General features: G+C 66.0%; 13 protein-coding genes. 6 read left to right on the forward strand and 7 right to left on the reverse strand.

Going from position 1 to position 19,524, the window contains the following annotated elements:
- Positions 1–18 precede the first annotated feature (18 nt).
- Positions 19–675: a TetR/AcrR family transcriptional regulator gene (locus L6Q96_12330; protein ID MCK6555346.1), complete on the reverse strand. Its 657-nt coding sequence runs from the start codon at positions 673–675 to the stop codon at positions 19–21.
- A 183-nt stretch (positions 676–858) separates the two neighbouring features.
- On the opposite strand from L6Q96_12330, the gene L6Q96_12335 reads away from it, so the two are divergent.
- Positions 859–1,878 carry a ferritin-like domain-containing protein gene (locus L6Q96_12335; GenBank protein ID MCK6555347.1) on the forward strand — a complete coding sequence of 340 codons (1,020 nt, stop codon included), beginning with the start codon at positions 859–861 and terminating at the stop codon, positions 1,876–1,878.
- 262 nt (positions 1,879–2,140) lie between these two features.
- Complete coding sequence (gene ilvB, locus L6Q96_12340; GenBank protein ID MCK6555348.1) at positions 2,141–3,913, forward strand: biosynthetic-type acetolactate synthase large subunit; 1,773 nt, start codon at positions 2,141–2,143, stop codon at positions 3,911–3,913.
- A 103-nt stretch (positions 3,914–4,016) separates the two neighbouring features.
- Here ilvB and L6Q96_12345 read toward each other — a convergent pair whose 3' ends face one another.
- Entirely contained in the window at positions 4,017–5,933 is a 1,917-nt protein-coding gene (locus L6Q96_12345) for an acyl-CoA dehydrogenase family protein (GenBank protein MCK6555349.1), read from the reverse strand.
- A gap of 390 nt (positions 5,934–6,323) precedes the next feature.
- Entirely contained in the window at positions 6,324–6,695 is a 372-nt protein-coding gene (locus L6Q96_12350; GenBank protein ID MCK6555350.1) for a hypothetical protein, read from the reverse strand.
- A 176-nt stretch (positions 6,696–6,871) separates the two neighbouring features.
- Between L6Q96_12350 and L6Q96_12355 the strand changes: the two genes are divergently transcribed.
- From L6Q96_12355 to L6Q96_12365, 3 genes are read left to right on the forward strand one after another with little or no spacing between them, the layout of a single operon-like run.
- The gene (locus L6Q96_12355; protein MCK6555351.1) at positions 6,872–7,783 is read left to right on the forward strand and encodes an LD-carboxypeptidase; all 912 of its coding nucleotides are present in this window, start codon (positions 6,872–6,874) and stop codon (positions 7,781–7,783) included.
- Positions 7,776–8,999 carry a beta-lactamase family protein gene (locus tag L6Q96_12360; protein MCK6555352.1) on the forward strand — a complete coding sequence of 408 codons (1,224 nt, stop codon included), beginning with the start codon at positions 7,776–7,778 and terminating at the stop codon, positions 8,997–8,999. Before L6Q96_12355 ends, L6Q96_12360 begins: the two co-directional genes overlap by 8 nt.
- Entirely contained in the window at positions 8,996–10,450 is a 1,455-nt protein-coding gene (locus tag L6Q96_12365) for a Mur ligase domain-containing protein (protein MCK6555353.1), read from the forward strand. The genes L6Q96_12360 and L6Q96_12365 overlap by 4 nt, the downstream gene beginning before the upstream one ends.
- On the opposite strand, the gene L6Q96_12370 is transcribed toward L6Q96_12365, so the two are convergent.
- A complete protein-coding gene (locus L6Q96_12370) occupies positions 10,425–10,775 on the reverse strand; it encodes a DUF190 domain-containing protein (protein MCK6555354.1) in 351 nt (116 codons plus the stop codon). The genes L6Q96_12365 and L6Q96_12370 overlap by 26 nt on opposite strands.
- A gap of 10 nt (positions 10,776–10,785) precedes the next feature.
- Entirely contained in the window at positions 10,786–11,160 is a 375-nt protein-coding gene (gene crcB, locus L6Q96_12375) for a fluoride efflux transporter CrcB (protein ID MCK6555355.1), read from the reverse strand.
- A gap of 223 nt (positions 11,161–11,383) precedes the next feature.
- Between crcB and L6Q96_12380 the strand changes: the two genes are divergently transcribed.
- A complete protein-coding gene (locus tag L6Q96_12380) occupies positions 11,384–12,463 on the forward strand; it encodes a cytochrome-c peroxidase (GenBank protein ID MCK6555356.1) in 1,080 nt (359 codons plus the stop codon).
- Between the two features lie 195 nt (positions 12,464–12,658).
- Here L6Q96_12380 and L6Q96_12385 read toward each other — a convergent pair whose 3' ends face one another.
- Positions 12,659–16,843, reverse strand: coding sequence for an SBBP repeat-containing protein (locus tag L6Q96_12385; protein MCK6555357.1), 4,185 nt, complete (start codon positions 16,841–16,843; stop codon positions 12,659–12,661).
- Between the two features lie 187 nt (positions 16,844–17,030).
- Complete coding sequence (locus L6Q96_12390; GenBank protein MCK6555358.1) at positions 17,031–19,412, reverse strand: hypothetical protein; 2,382 nt, start codon at positions 19,410–19,412, stop codon at positions 17,031–17,033.
- Between the last annotated feature and the right edge of the window lie 112 nt (positions 19,413–19,524).

Here is a 19,524-nt window from a genome sequence, read left to right on the forward strand (position 1 = left end):
ACGGGTGGTAGGTCGTGCTCAGCGGGTGGGCTGTGCGTCACGAAACACGAACCGGGAGACCATGTCGGACACCGCTGCCACCGCGGCGTCGAGGTCCGCGCCGGCTGACCCGAGCACGAGACGCGACGCGGTCCACTCGACGGCGGTGTAGGTAACGAATGCCGCCGTCTCGATGTCGTCGATGCGCAGCCGTCCCTTGGCGCGCAACGCCGCAAACAGTGCCGTCAGTGCCGAGCGCACGCGCTGCTCGCTACGTTCCACGGCCTTGCGGAATTCCGGGTCCTTGAAGTAGCGCTCCCACAGAATGCGCTGCATGCCCGGATTGAAGGTCCGCGTATGGAACAGCGCGTCGATCAGCGATCGCACACTGGCGAGCGGGTCGGCGTCGCGCCACAACGCGGGGTCGAGCCGCTGAATGGTGTGGTCGACGATTTCGGCGGTTGTGGACTGCAGGACCTCGAGCAGGATGGCGCGTTTGTCCGGGAAATATCCGTAGAGGGTTCCGACGGCGACCCCTGCCTGGCGGGCAATCGCCACCGTCGTGGTGCGGTCATACCCCTGGGCCTCGAAACAGCGCACGGCACTGGCGAGAATTTGTTGTCGGGTCCGCCGGCTCCGCTCCTGCTGCGGGGTCCGCAGGCCGCGGCGCACGTTGCGCTTGGTCGTGGCTCGCACCCGGCGCATCCTAGCACCCCGAGACGACGGGGCACAGAAAGCGGGTGATCCATATCAGTGAAAACTGAACCTAACGTCATATTCGGATATGCCTTGACTCAGTTTGATCGTGCCGGTACGGTCGGGTCGGCTAGCAGTTGGCATGTTCCGGGGTTGTCCCCGGCTAGAAAAGGAGACGGACCCATGGCCAGCGCCCCCGTGATCCCATCGGCACCGCGAACGGATGCCGAGTTGGAAACCATTCTCACCTCCTTCGATACGAACTACACGTGGAAATACGGGACCGTGAAAGACGGCCTGCGTGACCTCTACGAGAAGGCCAAGCGGGAGCAGTGGAACGGCACCACGCAGCTCGCGTGGAACACGCACGTCGACCCCGAAAGCGAGATCATCCCGCAGGCCTTCAACCCGCTCGACGACTACGGTCCGTACAAGCAGCTCAGCATCAAGCAGCGCAAGCACATGCGGCACGCGACGCTGTCCTGGCAGTTGTCGCAGTTCCTGCACGGCGAGCAGGGCGCACTGATCGTCGCCTCTCAGTTGGTCGGGGCGGTGCCGTGGATCGACGCCAAGTACTATGCCTCCACGCAGACCATGGACGAGGCGCGCCATGTCGAGGTGTTCGCGCGCTACGTGCAGTCCAAGCTGGAATGGGAGTGGCCGATCAACGTCAACCTGAAGAAGCTGCTCGACTCCATAATCTGCGACCAGCGTTGGGACATGAAGTACCTCGGCATGCAGATCCTGGTCGAGGGGCTGGCGATGGCCGCTTTTTCCAGCATGTATCAGATGGCCCGCGAGCCGCTGGTCAAGGACCTGTTGCACTACGTCATGAAGGACGAATCGCGCCACGTGGCTTTCGGAGTACTGTCGCTGCGGGACTTCTACACCGACATGCCCGAGAACGAACGGCGGGTGCGCGAGGAGTTCGTCATCGAGGGCTGTACGCTTATGCGCGACCGCCTGCTCGCGTTAGAGGTTTCCCGCTACATGGGGTTCAACGTCGACGAGGTGCGCCAGCTAGTGCTCGCGTCGCCGGTGATGAAGATGTTTCGGCAGGCGCTGTTTTCGCGCATTGTTCCGAACATCAAGAAGCTCGGGCTGCTGACCCCCCGCGTGCGCTCGGCGTTCGAAGAGCTCGAGATCATTCATTTCGAGACCCACGATCCGGAAGCGGCCGACCGGGAGTTGGGCCTGGGGTAGGGCGCGCCGCCGCGCCTTGCCCCCGAAGCCGCGGCATCTCCTTTCCACGGCCGTCCGAACGCGGGCGGCTGGCGGTGCGGAAACCCATTTGGCGTCCGTCGTGGATGTAAGCTACATTCGGACACCAATTGCAGTTTCCAAGGAGTTCCGTATGGCTACCGCGAAATCGTCCCGGCCGGCATCGATCGGTCTTGCTGCCGCCCCCGAAGGGGAGGCGGGCGGCGCCAGGACCGCCGCGCCGCACCCACTGGCCGGCACCACCATGAGCAACGCCGACATCCTCGTTCAGGTGCTCGCCGACGAAGGTGTCGATACGGTGTTCGGGTACAGTGGCGGGGCCATCCTGCCGACTTACGATGCCATCTTTCGTTATAACGATGGTCACCCCGGAGCGGAGATCAGGCTGATTGTCCCTGCCACCGAACAGGGCGCCGGATTCATGGCCGCCGGCTTTGCGCGGTCCAGTGGCCGCGTCGGCGTCGCGGTGGTGACCTCCGGGCCCGGCGCCACCAACACGCTCACCCCGATTCGCGACTGCCAGGCCGATTCCGTGCCGATGGTCCTGATCACCGGCCAGGTGCCGCGCGCCGCCATGGGCAGCGACGCTTTCCAGGAAGCGCCCGTGTTCAACATCATGGCCGCCTGCGCCAAACATGTCTTCCTCGTCACCGACGAAACCAAGGTCGAAGCGGTGATGCGCAGCGCCTTCGACATCGCGCGCAGCGGACGCCCCGGTCCGGTCGTGGTCGACCTGCCGCGTGACGTCCAGCTACTCCGGCACGTGTTCAAGGGCTCCGGCTTGCTGCGTATGCGCGGCTACGAAGAGCGTCTGCACGAATTGAAGAACGCAACGCTGTCGCCGGCCGACGCGGAGGCCTTTTATGCCCTGCTGGCACGGTCCGAGCGCCCGCTGATCTACGCCGGCGGCGGAGTCATTAACGGCGACAGCGCGCCACTCCTGCGCGCTTTTGCGGAGCGCTTTCGGATCCCCGTGGTAACCACCCTGCTCGGTATCGGCGGCATCGACACCACAAACGAGCTGTGCCTGCACATGCTCGGCATGCACGGTACGGCGTACGCGAACTATGCCGTCGAGGACTGCGACTTCCTGTTCGCCGTCGGCGCCCGCTTCGACGACCGCGTCGCCGGCAAGGTCAAGGAATTCGCGCCGAACGCAAGGATCGCCCACCTCGACATCGACGCATCGGAAATCGGTAAGGTCAAACGCGTCGATTGGGCCCACGTTGCCGACGCCCGCCGCGGACTGGAGCAACTGATCGAAGCCGGCGCCGGCTTCGAAAAGGACTTCAGCCGCTGGCTCAAACACGTTCGCGCCCTGAAGCAGAACCACCCGCTCAACTGGGACCGCGAGTCGCGCCTTATCCAGGCCGAGTACGTGCTCTCCACCTTGAACGAGATCACCCGGGGCGAAGCCATCGTCAGCACGGGTGTCGGTCAGCACCAGATGTTCGCCGCCCAGTACCTCGACTTCGTTCACCCGCGCACCTGGTTAACCTCGGGCAGCATGGGGACGATGGGGTTCGGACTCCCGGCAGCCATCGGCGCCCAGCTTGCCAACCCCGACAAGCTCGTCATCGACGTCGACGGCGACGGCAGCATCCGCATGAACCTGGGCGAACTGGAAACCCTCACGACGTACGACATCCCAGTGAAGGTGCTCCTCCTCAACAACCTCGGCGACGGCATGGTCCGGCAGTGGCAGGATCTCTTTTACGCCAACCGCTATGCCGGGTCGGACAAGACTCTGCACAAGAAGGATTTCGTCAAAGCCTGCGAGGCAGACGGCTTCACCTTCTCGCGCCGGGTGACCCGGATCGAAGACGTGCGCGATGCCCTAGAGGCGTTCGTGAACCACAAGGGCCCGGCCTTCATCGAGGTCATGACGGACCAATCAGCGCACGTCTATCCCATGGTCGGTCCGGGAATGGGATACAAGGACATGATCACCGGCAGGCACATCGCGGCCCGCACGCAGGGTCCGGAAACGGCGGAGGAACCGGAAGCGTATTTCTGATGGCGGTAAGCTGGGGGGAGTCGGCGAGTCGAAAGGTCGAGAAGCCGGGGAGTCGGGGAGCCGAAGGAATTACACTCCTTCGACCCCTCGACTCCCCGACGACTCACGAAGCCGCGGCAGCCGGAGGGGCGTCGGCCGCGCCCGCGCGTTCGCTGAACTTCACGGCCCGGTACTTCTCCGTGGGCAGATTGAAGGTGATGCGTCCGCCTTCGAGCCATGTGTACTCGCCCTTGAGGAGACCGGCCGCCACTTTGTTCATCTTCGCGTCGTCGTTTGACCACAGTGCCTTGAACGACGCTTTCACCTTGCGCTCGGACAGGCAGCAGAACAGATCGGCCAGCTCGATTGCCCTGGCGGCGTCCGGATGGTTGGTATCGAGCATGTGGCGGGCATTGGAACACGACGCCGCCATGGCAAACAGTTCCATGACCACGTCGACGCAGCGAAACAGGAAGCCCTGCTTGCGCTCCATCTTGGCCTGATAGAGCGCCATGCCGTGGAAGCTCTCGCGCGCCAGCTTGCGCGCGCTGCGCTCGATGAATCGCATGTGCTTGGCGAGCCGCCCCCAGTCGCCGAACTTCGTCGGCGTCGCCAGGCCGCGGAGCCACAACTGCGGATACCACCTGGCATAGAACGCCGCGATCTTCGGCATCGCCGACAGCTTCGTTGCCGTGGTTGCCTTCGGATCGATCACCGCACCGGCGACCTGCAAGTGCTTATCGACCGCCTCGCGGGCCATGAACAAGTGCATGACTTCGCTGGAGCCCTCGAAGATGAGGTTGATGCGGCAGTCGCGCATCACCCGCTCGACGGGTAGCGGCGTCTCGCCGCGTTCCTTGAGGGACCGCTCGCTCTCGTACCCCCGTCCCCCGCGAATCTGCAGGGTGCGGTCCGCGATCTCCCAGGCCCGCACCGTGTTCCACTCCTTCGCCGCCGCCGCTTCGAGCCGGATGTCGTAACCCTTGCGATCGGCCATGGCGCCGGCAAGCTTGTTGATCGACTCCATCGCAAAGGCGGTGGCCGCCATCTCCGCAAGGTCGAGTGCCAGAGCCTCGTGCTTGCCGATGGGAACTCCCCACTGCACACGCTCGTTGCACCAGCCGCGCACGATTTCCAAGGACTGCGCCGCGATACCCGAGCAGGCAGCCGGCAACGTCAACCGCCCCGTGTTCAGCGTGATCAGCGCGATCTTCAGACCCTGCCCCTCGGCACCGATCAGGTCTTCCTTCGGTACCCGAACGTCCTTGAAGCTGACCACGCCGTTAGCCAGTGCCTTGAGGCCCATGAAACGGCAGCGGTGCTCGACCTTTACCCCGGGGTGATCGGTCTCGACGATGAAGGCGCTGATCTTCTTGGTCTTCGGGTCACGCGCCATGACCACGAGCAACTCGGCAAGGGTGCTGTTCGTGCACCACAGTTTCTCGCCGTTGATCACGTAGACGTCGCCATCGCGCTCGCAGGTCGTCGCGAGGCTGGCGGGATCGGACCCGACGTGAGGTTCGGTGAGGGCAAACGCCGAAATCGCCCCGTCGGCGCAGCGGGTCAGATACTTCTTTTTCTGCTCCGGCGTGCCGAACATCTTCAGCGGGCTCGGAATGCCGATCGACTGATGTGCCGACAGCAGGGCGCAAATGTTGCCGTCGTAACAGCCCACCATCTTCATGACCTTGGTGTACTCGGTGACGCTGAAGCCAAGGCCGCCGTACTCGGTCGAGATCTTCATCCCGAAGGCCCGGAGCTTGCGCAGCCCTTCGATCACCGACTCGGGGTACTCGCCGGTCTGGTCGATCGCGACCGGGTCCACCTCGGTTTTGAGGAAGTGCTCGAGTTTGTCGTAAAACTCCTTGAACTCCTTCCGCTCCACCTTCTCTTCCGGGAAGGGATGGATAACGTCGACGTCGAAGTTGCCGAGAAACAGCTCCCGAATGAAAGCCCGACCGGTCCACTCGGTTTCACGAGATTCCTCGGCAACCTTGCGGGACTCTTCCTCGCTCGTGTGATGTGCCTGTGTGGCGCTCATGATATTCCCCTTCCCTGTTGGTATCTGGCCCGGCTCCGCGGGCGCGCGGCCCGGCGGATATAAACCTCCGTCCACACCACCGCGAAACCCAAATAAAAGCAATCGTTAAGCCACCACCCGCCAACCCGCCGGATTGGGGTCACTCGCCCCTCTTACCAACTGCGCAACCCCGATCGAGCCGGCAACCGTTCTCACGAACGGGAACCGCGCCCGGCACACTTCCTACAACCGCCGCACCGTCGACCGCCCTTACGATACTGGGCTTCTCGGGTCAATGGCGGGGAGACCCGCGGGCGGTGAATCCTCGAGGACCCGAACGGCCGCAACAAACCGATCGATGCGGCCCAAGCCAAAAAGGGGCCCCCAGGCCCGCACGCCCCCCAGTCCCCCTCAAGGAATCCGCCTTACATCCCTGCCCACCGGCGGCGGTCCGGCCGCACCACCGGGGGGCGGGCCGAGCATACCGGGGCCGGGCGGCGGGCCCGCAGCGTTGGGTCCCGGTGGCCGTCCGGCGGCATTGACCGGCGGAGCCCCGGCCGGTCCGATGTAGATCGGCTCGCTCAGAACACGCCGGCAGAAGCGCGCCTCGTAAACCGACAGGCCGGTCAGACGCGCGACCTGAGCGTCCGTCGCCCCCTGCTGGTACAGGCCGAGGTAAGACGAGCAGTACTGAGCCTCGGCGCCCTCGACGCCGAGGACAACGGCGCCCGCTAGCGCGCCTACCGACAGCAGGCGGCGCACACACTTCGCGTTGACCGTCATGGGAACCTCCCACCTGTCCCCTACCATGCCGCTTGCCCGCCCGGTAGTCGGTTGTCGCGGTCGAACCCTTCCGCCCCCCGGCGGCTTGTGCGATATACCGAGTTCGGTGGAGGTGTGGAGATGCGGGCGCCGTCCCGATCGACTTTGGAATCCGTAACCGCGCTGGCAGCGCCCCGATGATCCCTCGCAAGCCCGCTCCTCTCAACCCGGGCGACGTCGTTGCCGTGGTCGCCCCGGCGGGCGCCGTCGACGACGAAGCGCTCGCCGCCGGAGTTGCCATGCTGGAGAGCGCCGGCCTGATCGTTCGCGTCGGCGCGGCCGCTCACAAACGCCATGGCTATCTGGCCGGCCCCGACGACCTGCGGGTGGCCGACTTACACGAGATGTTCCGCGATCCGGACGTTACGGCGATCTTTGCTGCCCGCGGCGGCTACGGCTCGGGGCGGCTGCTGCCCCGGCTCGACTTCGACCTGCTGCGCGAGTACCCGAAGATCTTTGTCGGCCACAGCGACACGACGTTCCTGTTAAACAGCCTCGTCCAACGCGCCGGCATGGTGACTTTCCACGGCCCGATGGTCGCGGGTTTTACCCGGCGTCCCGAGGCTGCCGAGTTGCTGCTGCGGCTGCTGAGCGGCGAGCGTGTCGGATGGCACGCCGCTGCCACAGAGGTCGTTCAACCCGGAGAAGCCGAAGGCGTCCTCGTCGGCGGTTGCCTGTCGATTCTCGCTGCGTCGCTCGGCACACCCTATGCCCCGGTCACCCGCGGCGGACTGCTGTTTCTCGAAGACGTCAACGAGAAGCCGTATCGGATCGACCGGCTGCTCACGCAGTTGCGCCAGGCGGGCATGTTCGACCAGGTGGCCGGAGTTGTCTTCGGCGAAATGGTCGGGTGCGAGGCCAACCCCGGCGAGTCGGTCACCGTACGCGACGTGATCTACGACGCCTTTGCCGACGCCCCCTATCCGGTCGCCTTCGGATTGCCGAGCGGACACGGTCGGGGAACGCTCACCTTGCCGTTCGGCGTCCGCGCCCGCCTTGCCGGCGATCGCCTCATCCTCCTCGAAGCGCCGCTGTCCAGCCATGACTGAGTTGGGCGTCGCCGCCGAACCGCGGTCCGGCTCGCCGGATCTTGCCGAAGTCGAACACGCGATGGACCGTGCCGTCGCGCAAGGCGTCTTTCCCGGTGCCGTCCTGTTGGTGCGAGACGCCCGGTGCGGCGTTTATCGGCGGGCCTTCGGCCATCGCAGCCTCGAACCGACGGTAACACCGATGCGCGAGGATACGATCTTCGACGTATCGTCGCTCACCAAGCCGTTTGCGACGACTGCGGCGATCATGCTGCTTGTCCGCGCCGGCCGGTTGCGCCTCGACGATCGGGTCAGCCGCGTCTTTCACAACTTCGGCGTTTACGGCAAGACGCACGTCACCGTACGCCACCTGTTGAGCCACTGCTCGGGCCTTCCGGCCTGGCGCCCGTTTTACGAAGAGCTGCGGGCACTCGAAAGCAGCGGCGGCCGGGTCAACCTGCTCGCGAGCCCCGGCGCCAAGACCTACGTCTACCACGCCATAGAGCGCAGCAAGCTCGACTACGAACCCGGCACCCGAGCCGTGTACAGCGACCTCGGCTTCATCCTGCTCGGAGCTCTGGTCGAGGATCTGTCCGGCGAACCGTTGGACCGTTTCTGCAAGCGGCGCATATTCCAGCCGCTTGGTTTGCGGTCGACGGCGTTCGTCGACCTCGCGGCGCTGCGCATCAGACGTCTCGAACCCGCCACCGAGATGATCGCACCGACCGAGCGTTGTCCATGGCGAAACAAGGTGCTCTGCGGCGAGGTGCACGACGACAACGCCTGGGCCATGGGCGGCATTTCCGGCCACGCGGGTCTGTTCAGCTCGGCCGGCGACCTTGACCGTCTCCTGTGCCATCTGGTCGAGTGCTACTCCACCAGCGGCGGTAGTATTCCGCAGGCGATCATGCGCGAGTTCTGGAGTCGCGACCGCACGGTTCCGGATTCGACCTGGTGTCTCGGTTGGGACTCGCCGTCGCCGGTCGATTCGAGCGCGGGGCGCCAGTTCTCGCCCCATTCGGTCGGCCACCTTGGTTTCACCGGCACGTCGGTGTGGCTCGATCTCGAGCAGCGGCGCCACGTCATCTTGCTTTCGAACCGCGTGCACCCGCGGCGAGACAACGATGCCATCCGCGCGTTTCGTCCGCGCATTCACGATCTGATCGTTGCGGCGTTGCAGGGCAAGACGGAAGCGCGGGGGTCGCTTCGCCCGGCCGGCGTTGGGAGCGGTTCGTGAGCCGCAACGAAATCCCCGCCGCGGTGCGCAGCGGCGAGTGTAACCGCGTGCACCTCATCGCCGTTGCGGGCGTGGCCATGTCTGCCCTCGCCGGCATGCTGCAACGGCGCGGCTACATCGTCACCGGCTCCGACGAGAACGTCTACCCTCCCGTCAGCACGGTGCTCGACCGGCTCGGTATCGCCGTGCGGCAAGGGTATCGCGCCGAAAACCTCGCCGACCGACCCGATCTGGTAATCGTCGGTAACAAGGTGTCGCGCGCCAACCCCGAGGTCGAGGCACTGCTGGCGAGCGACCTCGCTTACGCGTCGCTGCCACAGGCGCTCGCGGAGCTGTTTATCGGCGAACGCACGTCGATTGTGGTAGCCGGCACGCACGGCAAGACGACATCGACAGCCTGGCTGGCGTGGGTGCTCGAGCAGGCCGGCCGCGACCCGAGCGTCATGGTCGGTGGCGACGCGCTCGACTTCGGCGGCAACTACAAGCTCGGCGGCGGCCCGCACTTCGTCGTCGAGGGCGACGAGTACGATACGGCGTTCTTCGACAAGGGGCCGAAGTTCCTGCACTACCGGCCGCGCGCGCTGCTGCTCACCGCGGTCGAGTTCGACCACGCCGACATCTATCGCGACCTCGATCACGTGAAGGACGCCTTCCGGCAGCTCGTGTCGATCTTGCCTCGCGAAGCACCGCTGGCAGTCGCCGCCGATTTTCCCGCCGCGCACGCTATTGCCGCGCTTCACCCGGGCTGCACGACGTTCGGGCTGGAAGAGGGGGCGGCGTGGCGCGTCGGCAATCTGACCGACGACGGAACGGCGACCCGATTCGACGTCGTCCGCGACGGTCAGGTCGTCTGTGACGCGAGCATCCGACTGCCCGGCCCGATCAACGCGCGCAATGCCCTCGGGGTCTTCGTGCTGGCCGACGCGCTCGGCCTTACCGCGGCCGAGATTCTTCCCGGCCTGGGAAGCTTCCGTGGAGTTGCGCGGCGCCAGGAGTTGGTCGGCGAATTCGGCGGCGTTACCGTTATTGACGATTTCGCTCACCACCCAACCGCCGTCGCCGGGGCGCTGGCGGCTATGCGCCTGCGCTATCCGCGGCGGCGGTTGTGGGCGGTGTTCGAGCCGCGCTCGAATACCAGCCGGCGCAAGGTGTTCCAGCGCGAGTACGCGGAAGCGTTTACCCGCGCCGACTCGGTCGTCATCGGCGGCGTATTTCAGAAGCAGACCGACGCGGTGGCGGCAGCCGACCTGTTCTCGCCCGAGCAGCTCGTTGCCGACCTGTGCGCTCGCAACGTCACGGCAAGCGCCGTCGGCGAGGCTACCGACATTTGCGCCGCGATCGTCGATGCCGCACAACCGGGCGACGTCGTCGTGTTGATGTCGAACGGCGCCTTCGGCGGACTGCGGGAGAAATTGGTTCAGGCACTCAGCCGCGGCCGACCGCGTACTTGACGATTTCGACCTTCTCGATGGTCATCAAACCTCCCCCGCCGCCGGCTTCGATCATCGCGTCGATTTCCGGTAACGCCGCGCGGACCCTCTCTTCGTTGTCCACGATCTCGATGACGATCGGGAGATCCTCGGACAGGCGCAGAATATTGGCGGTGTGGATGCGGCTGCGGGCGCCGAAACTCTCGATGCCGCGCCAGACGGTGGCTCCCGCAAGACCGAGTTCGCGGGCTTTGCGCACGATCGCTTCGTAGAGCGGGCGACCCTCGTGGCGGTCCGCTTCGCCGACGAAGATGCGCAGCAACTTGCCTTCTCCGGTTATCTTCATGGCGCCTCCCTCAGATGACACGGCCGACGGCCATGCCGAGCCAGACCGCAATCACGCACGCCACGACGCTCAGGACGGCGTTGACCCCGGCCGCCAGGACGTCGCCGTCGCGGATCAGAGCCAGGGTCTCGTAGCTGAAGGTGGACATGGTCGTGAAGCCCCCGCAAAACCCCACCGTCAGGAAGGTTCGCGTGTCGGCTTCGATCACACCTCGATCGAGCGACAGCACCATTACCGCACCGAGAACGAAGCTGCCGGCGAGGTTGACGGCGAGGGTACCGAACGGAAAGTCGCGGTCAGCCCACTGCTGCACCGCCCCGGACAGCCAGTAGCGCGCTACCGATCCGAGCAACCCCCCGAGGGCAACGAGCACGATGCGCGGCATGGCTCCATCTAGTCCCAAACGAGCAACATTAGAAGGCCGCAGAGACGCGACGCCGCTCGGCCACACGTTGCGTCGCCTGACCGACGCCGAGAAGTCCGCCCGGAAAACGGAGACCGGAGACCCGACGCAACGGGCGCCGGGGCCGCATTGTCAGGCCCCGTTTGCGGGCGTAAGCTCGTCCGACGGCCAAGCGCTGACGCCGGCCGACGAGAGGAGTGCAAGCATGCGTCGGGCATTGCGGAACCGTACGGCGGTAACGATGGCATTTGCGCTCTTCACGCTGGTTCCCCGTGGCATGCGGGCGGAGGAATCGGCAGCGGTGCGGGGCAAGAAGGAAGTCGTGCAATCCGGCGACTTCACGATGGAGTTGCCGCTCGGCCTCTCGGCGCAGGCGGCGCTCATTCCGGCCGGTAATCCGATGACCGCCGCGAAGATCGAGCTCGGCAAGCTGTTGTATAACGATCCGCGTCTCTCCAAGGACAACACCGTCTCGTGTGCCTCGTGCCACAGCCCGTATCACGGATTCGCGGATCCGAAAGCGGTGTCGCTGGGCGTCGGTAGTCTGCCGGGAGGGCGCAACAGCCCGACGGTGATCAATCGGCTCTTCTCGAAGGAGCAGTTCTGGGACGGCCGGGCCGCGGACCTCGAAGAACAGGCGCACGGACCGCTGACGAACCCCGTCGAGATGGCGATGCCGTCGCATGCCGAGGTGGTGAAGAAGGTGCAGGCCATCAAAGGCTATGGCCCGTACTTCCAGAAGGCGTTCGGCACGTCCGAGGTGACGATGCCGCGCATCGCGCAGGCGATCGCGTCTTACGAGCGCACGGTGGTATCCGGAAACAGCCCGTACGACCGCTACGTCGCCGGCGACCAGAGCGCCATGAGCGCGGCTGCCGTGCGGGGCATGACCGCGTTTCTCGGCAAGGGCCGGTGCGTCACCTGCCACAGCGGCTTCAACTTCACCGACGAGCGTTACCACAACCTCGGTGTCGGCATGGACAAGCCGAAGCCCGATCTGGGACGAAACGATCGCACCAGGAACGACACCGACAAGGGCGCCTTCAAGACCCCGACGCTACGCAACATCGTCGAGACGGCGCCGTACATGCACGACGGCTCCGAAGCGACACTGATGGAAGTCGTCGAACTGTACGACCGCGGCGGAGTCAAGAACGCGAATCTGTCGCCGTTGATAGTTCCGCTGAGTCTCACGCCACAGGAGAAGCGCGACCTCGTCGATTTCATGCTCGCGCTGAGCGGCGACGTGCAGAACCTCAGGCCGCCGGCAGGTCTGCCGCAGTGAGAAGAGAATCCCGAGACGATGGCGGGATCCGGCGGCGAGACGTAACGAAGGGTACTGCCGCCCGCAACGCATGGCCTGACCATCCGATTTCTTCGCGCCATGCAAGCGATCCAATACCTCGTAGCTCGGCACGGCGGAAACGGAAGCGCCCGGGAAGGCTTGGCCGGGCAGTAGGAGCAGATCGGGAGCCGTTCGTCAGAAGTCGTTCTTGTCGTACACGTCGATCACCAGCCTGGTGCTGTTATTGCTCGCGGCCGTGTCGCCGCCGGGTCCGGTGGCGGTCACCGTCGCGACGCAGCGCGCCGGCGATTTCTTGTTCGCGGTGGCGAATCCCGCGGCCGTCGCCGTCACCGGCAGCGTGCCGCTGGCGGTCTTGCCGCCTTCGACTGTCACCGTATTCTGCTGCCCCGGCGTGTCCCTGTCGTAGTCCGCGACCCCGGCCGTGCCCACCGGGCAGTCGCCGTCTACCGCGGTCACCGTGATCGTATCGCCGGGAGCCTCGGGCAGCGGAACGATGTCGGCGTTGCCGGGGGCGGGCCTGGTCGCCTTGACAGCGCTCGGCTTGCCGTCGCCGATGGTTATCTTGAGCGGCTTGAGGCTCCTGACGAAGGTCTCGTGCACGCTGCTCTGATCGCTGTCGTTGGCGTCGAAGACGTTCAGCTCCATGGGCGCCGTGTTGTTTCCAGGCGCCGGATCGCTGCCGCCCGGTGAGGTGACCGAAAAGCTGAGCGTGCAGCGAGTTGGAGCGACGTCATTGAAGCCGCTGAAACTGGCGGCGCTGACGTTCAATGTCACCACCGCCTTCGCCGACTTGCCGCCGGGAACGAGGATGGAGTCCTGGGCGCCGGGGGTGTCCTTATCGAAGTCGGGCAGGCCGGCCACCGTGCCGGCAGGGCAATTGCCATTCCCGGCAATGAGTTGGATCACGTGGCCGGGGAGCTCGGCGGCGGGCAGTATGTCGGCGTTCTGAACCTTCACCCGGATTGCTTTGGTCGCCCCGGCGTCGCCGGAGCCGATCTTAACCGTCAGTGGCTTCAGGGGGAGGATCACCGAGTCGCGCGATGGCAGTGTGGCAGTTGGGCTGGGGGTGGCCGAGGACGTCGCGGTCGGCGTCGCCGACGGAGTGTCGGTCGGCGTCGCCGACGGAGTGTCGGTCGGCGATGCGGTCGGGGTGCCCGTTGGCGAAGCGGTGGGAGTGTCGGTCGGCGTCTCGGTCGGCACCAGGGTAGGAGTCGCCGTCGGGGTATCCGTTGGGGAGGCCGTCGAGGTGCTCGTCGGAGTGTCGGTGCGGGTGGGTGTCGTTGACGGCGTGTCAGTCGGGGTCGTCGTTGCCGTGTCCGTCGGGGTGCTGGTTGGCGTATGTGTGGGTGTCCCCGTCGGCGTGTTCGTCGGTGTCCCCGTCGGCGTGTTCGTCGGGGTCTGTGTGGGCGTGCTGGTCGGGGTGGCGGTTGGGGTGACCGTCGAGGTGGGACTGGAGGTTGGCGTGTTCGTCGGTGTGCGCGTGGGGGTCGCCGTTGGCGTGATTGTCGGGGTCTGTGTGGGCGTGCTGGTCGGGGTAGCGGTTGGGGTGACCGTCGAGGTAGGACTGGAAGTAGGCGTATTCGTCGGGGTCACGGTCGGGGTGCGCGTGGGCGTGCTGGTCGGAGTCGGGGTGGGCGGATCGTACGCGACCATTGCCACGAAAGCGTCTTCGTTCCCACTGTATGCGCGCACCGGGCTGCCCCAGGTGGCGTCGCTCTGCCCCGCGACGTAGACGTTGCCGCTCCCGTCCACCGCGACGGCGTAGCCGTAATCGGTGCCGCTGCCGCCGAGGAAGGTGTTCCAGGCGAGCGCACCCGCGGCGGTCAACTGCACCGCAAACGCGTCATTGCTGCCGCTGTGGGCGCGCACCGGGGTGCCCCAGGTGACGTTGCTGTGCCCCGCGACGTAGACGTTGCCGCTCCCGTCCACCGCGACGGCGTAGCCATAATCGTAGCTGCTGCTGCCGAGGAAGGTGTTCCAGCCGAGCGTGCCGCTGGAGTCGAGCTTGGCGGCGAACGCGTCTTCGTTCCCACTGTGAGCGCGCACCGGGCTGCCCCAGGTGGCGTTGCTCTGCCCCGCGACGTAGACGTTGCCGCTCCCGTCCACCGTGACGGCGTAGCCGTAATCGGTGCCGCTGCCGCCGAGGAAGGTGTTCCAGGCGAGCGCACCCGCCGCGGTCAACTGCACCGCGAACGCATCGATGCTTCCGCTGTAGGCGCGCACCGGGCTGCCCCAGGTGCTGTTGCTGTATCCTCCCACGTAGACGTTGCCGCTGCCGTCCACGGCGGTGGCAAAGCCATAATCGCTGGTGCTGCCACCGAGGAAGGTGTTCCAGGTGAGCGCACCGGCCGACGTCAGCTTCACAACAAACGCGTCAGTGGAGCCGCTGTGAGCGCGCACCGGGCTGCCCCAGGTACTGCCGCCGTCTCCCACCACATAGACGTTACCGCCGCTGTCTACCGCGATGGCTCGCCCGTCTTCATCGCCGCCGCCGCCGAGGAAGGTGTTCCAGCCGAGCGCGCCCGCCGAGTCGAGCTTCGCCGCGAACGCGTCGGATGACCCGCCAAGAAGTTGCACCGGGCTGCCCCAGTTGGCGTTACTCTCCCCCGCGACGTAGACGTTGCCACTGGCGTCGACCGCGATACCCCTGCCTGCATCAGAGCCGCCGCCGCCGAGGAACGTGTTCCAGCCGAGCGTGCCGCTGGAGTCGAGCTTCGCCGCAAACGCGTCAAAGGATCCGCTGAAGGCGCGTACCGGGCTGCCCCAGGTGGCGCCACTGTAGCCGCCGACGTATACGTTGCCGCTGGTGTCTGCGACGATGGCGCGGCCGATGTCACCGTCGCTGCCGCCGCCGAGGAAGGTGTTCCAGACGAGCGTGCCGGCCGAGTCGAGCTTCGCGGCAAAAGCGTCACCGGATCCGCTGAAGGCGCGTACCGGGCTGCCCCAGGTAGTGCCGCTTTGCCCCGCGACATAGACGTTGCCGCTGCCGTCCACCGCGATAGCGTAGCCCGGATCGGAGCCGCCGCCGCCCAAGAAGGTGTTCCAGGTGAGCGTCCCGGCCGAGTCGAGCTTCGCGGCAAAAGCGTCAGTTGACCCGCTGTGGGCACGCACCGGGCTGCCCCAGGTAGTGCCGCTGGATCCCGCCATGTACACGTTGCCGCTGCCGTCAACCGCGATGGCAAATCCAATATCGGCGCTGCCGCCCCCCAGGAAGGTGTTCCAGTCAAGCGCGCCGGCCGGGGTCAACCTGGCTGCAAATGCATCGGATGATCCGGCGTAGGCGCGTACCGGGCTCCCCCAGGTGGCGTTGCCGTACCCGGCCACGTACACGTTGCCGCTGCCGTCAACCGCGATGGCATGTCCAGAATCGGTGCTGCTGCTGCCGAGGAAGGTGTTCCAGGCGAGCGTACCGGCCGAGTCGAGCTTCGCCGCAAACGCGTCACTCCCGCTATAGGCGCGTACGGGACTCCCCCAGGTGGCGTTGCTTTGCCCTGCCACGTACACATTGCCACTGCCGTCTACCGCGATGGCATATCCATAATCGGTGCTGCTGCCGCCGAGGAAGGTGTTCCAATCAAGCGCGCCGGCCGGGGTCAACCTGGCTGCAAATGCATCGGACGATCCGGTGTAGGCGCGCACCGGGCTTCCCCAGGTGCCGTCGCTGTTGCCCGCCACATAGACGTTACCGCTGCCGTCCACGGCGATCGCGTAACCGTAATCGTAGTCGCTGCCGCCGGTGCCAAGGAAAGTGTTCCACGTCAGCGTCGGGTCGATGGTCAGTGCGAGGTCACTGCGGTACTCGCCGACCCGAAACCCGACGCTTCGATCGTCGAGCCTCGTAAAGGCGACGTCCACCGCCTGCCTCCGTCCGTTCACCACCTGCCATGCCACCGGCCGGCTTTCGTGCGCCGAGCCGGTTTCGAAGACCACGCCCAGGCTGCCATCCTCGGCAATGCTCACCCCCCGGTTGTAGTGCAGACGGATCGAGGCCGGGTCCGCTCCCGGCTCCAAGGTCCACGTGCTGCGCACGATGCCACTGCCGGGCGCGTCGTAGGCGACAGCGATACCGGGCCACAGCTCAGCGTACGACACCCGGCTCAGGGGCGCGGCTCTGGTGTCGTCCCCCTCGGCTCCCGCTGACTCGTCCGCACTCGGCTGAACCGCCCTGGCGTTCTCGAACCGTACCCGCAGGGCGTAGGTGCCATTGGACACGTAGTAGCCTTCGCTGTCGAAGCCCAGCACGTGGCTGCGGGAGGTGAACTGCTTCAGAGTTGCCGCTGTCGGTTCCGTCGCCGCGTTCGCGGGTCGGGTTGCGAACAAACCCGCCGTTACCAGTAGAGCCGCCGTGCCGCGTCTCATCGTGTCCCTCCCCTTCGCGATGGGCCGTCCAGCGGTCGCGCCCCCCAGTAAACACTTCGGGGGCACCCCGCCCCAACCCGTCACCGTTTGGCGATGACCCCAGCTACGTCCACTGAAGGTAGGATGTCAAGCAAGTCAGGCGTGCTGCGCGCAAACGCGGAAATCGTAAGGCAGATAAGCCCGGAGGTCACACTCCGCCGCGGCGGCGGAGTGAAGACCGGCCGCGAACCGCGCCCACGCTTGCGTCATCCTCGAACCCGAGCGTCCCGAGCCACCCGAAGCCGGGGCGATCGCTGACCACGGACAGGAAGACGAACTCCGTCAGAGGCTCTATTGCGAGACTGCCGGGGGGCGTGACCAGACGGGTCTCGTTGCCGACGAGCCCAGCGGCATCGCCGCCCACGCCCGGTTGGAGCGCCAGAACAAGGAGGCCGATGTCTTTGAAAGAGGCGTTCGTGGCGATACCTTCGAAACGGACTTCGCCTGTCGTTTCGCCGTTGTTCCAGATCGCGATCACGTCTTCGCGGCCCCGATTGAAGAGCTTCGCAACGACGCCGTTGTACGCTGACGGGTCGTCGACGATGCGCGGGGAGTCCGGCCGCCAGACCGGCACGGCACCGGAGAGGCTCTTCACCAGGAGGTTGAACACCGTCGGATCCGCGGGGCCGTTAGTGAACTCGATGCCGACGAAGCCCTGGTGGGCCATGATTGCCGCGAGGCGGAGCCCGGCGATCGCTTCGCGTGCCGGGTCGGTCAGGGCGCTTCGCCGGCCGTTCCACTCCTCGTGCCACCCGCTGTGAATCTCCGTGTCGAACAGGCGTAGCTCGTCCAGCGACACGCGCTCGCCCGCAGCTTGCATGGCCGCGATCTCGGCCAGCAACTCCGAGAGGTCCGCGGCGCAATCCTGCGCGATCCATAACTCGCGGACGGGACGCGGCGGGTCGCCGGGGTGCGGCGCGAACGTACCGGACAGAGGAGGCGCGGTCTCGCAGCCCTCATCCAGGTAATAGTTGAACGCGCCGGCGTAAGCGCAGTCGATATCGCCCAGCCAGAGATTGACCGGCACCTGCGGATAGGAGTGAACTCCAAGGACAGTGTTGGGGTGATCCGCGAAATAGCCCTGCTCGATGAAGTACCGCGTCACCGCGGAGAGGTACTGCGTTCCGGGGCTGGGCGTGTCGGTCTCGCCGGTGATCAGGATCGCCTCCGGGTCGGCAACGGCGAGCCGGTTCGCGGCGATGGCCGCGGTGTCGAGCAGCAAGTTTCCGTAGCAGCGTCCGTCCGGGCAGGTGGCGAACTCGCGGGCGTAGGGACCGCCGGTGTAACGTCCCTGCTCGGCATCCCACGACCACCAGCAGACGGGAAGGTTCTGGCCGCCCATGGCCTCGTTATCGGTGCAGACGGATTTATCCCAGACGCCTTCCTCGTTCGTGCAGCCGCACAGCCAGAACTCCGCCGCCGGTTCGTTCGCCAGCTCGTAGTAGTGCACCTTCCCGCGGTACCTGTGGCCCAGTGCGGATGTGAAGTTGCCGAATTGTTCCATGAGAAAACCGTTCGTGTGATCGAAGAGGCCGGTCGATCCGTTCGTGTTGCGGCACGGCGCGCCGCAGAAGCTCATCCAGGTCGCGCCGGGAAGCAGACCCGTCCCGATACTCCAATGTCCGCCCCAGTTCGGCTTCAGATGATTGTACGTCCAGTCGGCGATCCAGCCGTGCGTCTGGCCGGGAACGACGTCCCATGCATAGCGGTCTTCGTCGAGGAACACGTGGTTCTGGTCGGTCGGGCCGTCGCGAACCACCTGCGACGCCCACGCCTGGGCGCCCAGGGCAGCCCGAACGGCGGCGGCGTTTCCGGCGTCGTTGTAGGCCGCTCCCCATGGCCGGCAGAGGTCGAGGTTGTTCACGACACCCATGCAGCAGCGCTGCGTGGTAACCGGCTCGCCACGCGCCGAACAGTGCGAAGCGGGATCGTCGCAAGTGCTGCAGTCTGGACCGTATCGATCCTCGAAGGGCGTCACACCAAGCCACGACCGGTCCGTTCCGATGAGGACCGCTCGCGGCGGTACATTCACCCGGATTTCGACGGGGACGACCACGCTATCGAGGCCGTTGCCGCCGATGGGGTGGAACGTCAGGTCGACGCGGTGATCGTACATCCGCAGCGTGCGGAGGGGGATCAGTGTCGACGCCGACGCAAGCGAGCCGGCCGGTACGGACCCGGTCTCGTGCGGGTCGGCGGAGGTCTGGTCGTTCACGTAAGTGTGGATCGGAACCTGCGCAGAGGCTTCGATATTGCGGTGGTAGCCGGCCACCACGACCTCGATATACGCCGGCGCCCCGAGGTCGAGTGTCAGTGGCTCCAGGGAGGTGGGCACGACAATGACGTTGCCACGATCTTCCAGCCGGAGGCAGTACCAGGCGCCGCTGCAGGCGGACTGTCCCTGCGAACCGTTTCCGCCGCAGGAACACAGGGAGAGCAACCCCGCTGCGGCAAGACTGCTCGTCGCCGCGACCAGCCGCCGCCACATCCGGCTGCGCGAACCGAACTTTGCCGCGGAACGTTCTGGCATGCCCGCAACCTCCCGGGGCCCGCTTCCGGACCGCGTCAGACCGAGATCAGGCCAGTGACCGTGTCAGCAGCATTGCCGGCACCGGCAACCGACTGGAACTCGGAACAGGTTT

The sequence above is a fragment of the Candidatus Binatia bacterium genome (genome assembly GCA_023150935.1).
Lineage (GTDB): Bacteria > Desulfobacterota > Binatia > HRBIN30 > HRBIN30 > JAKLJW01.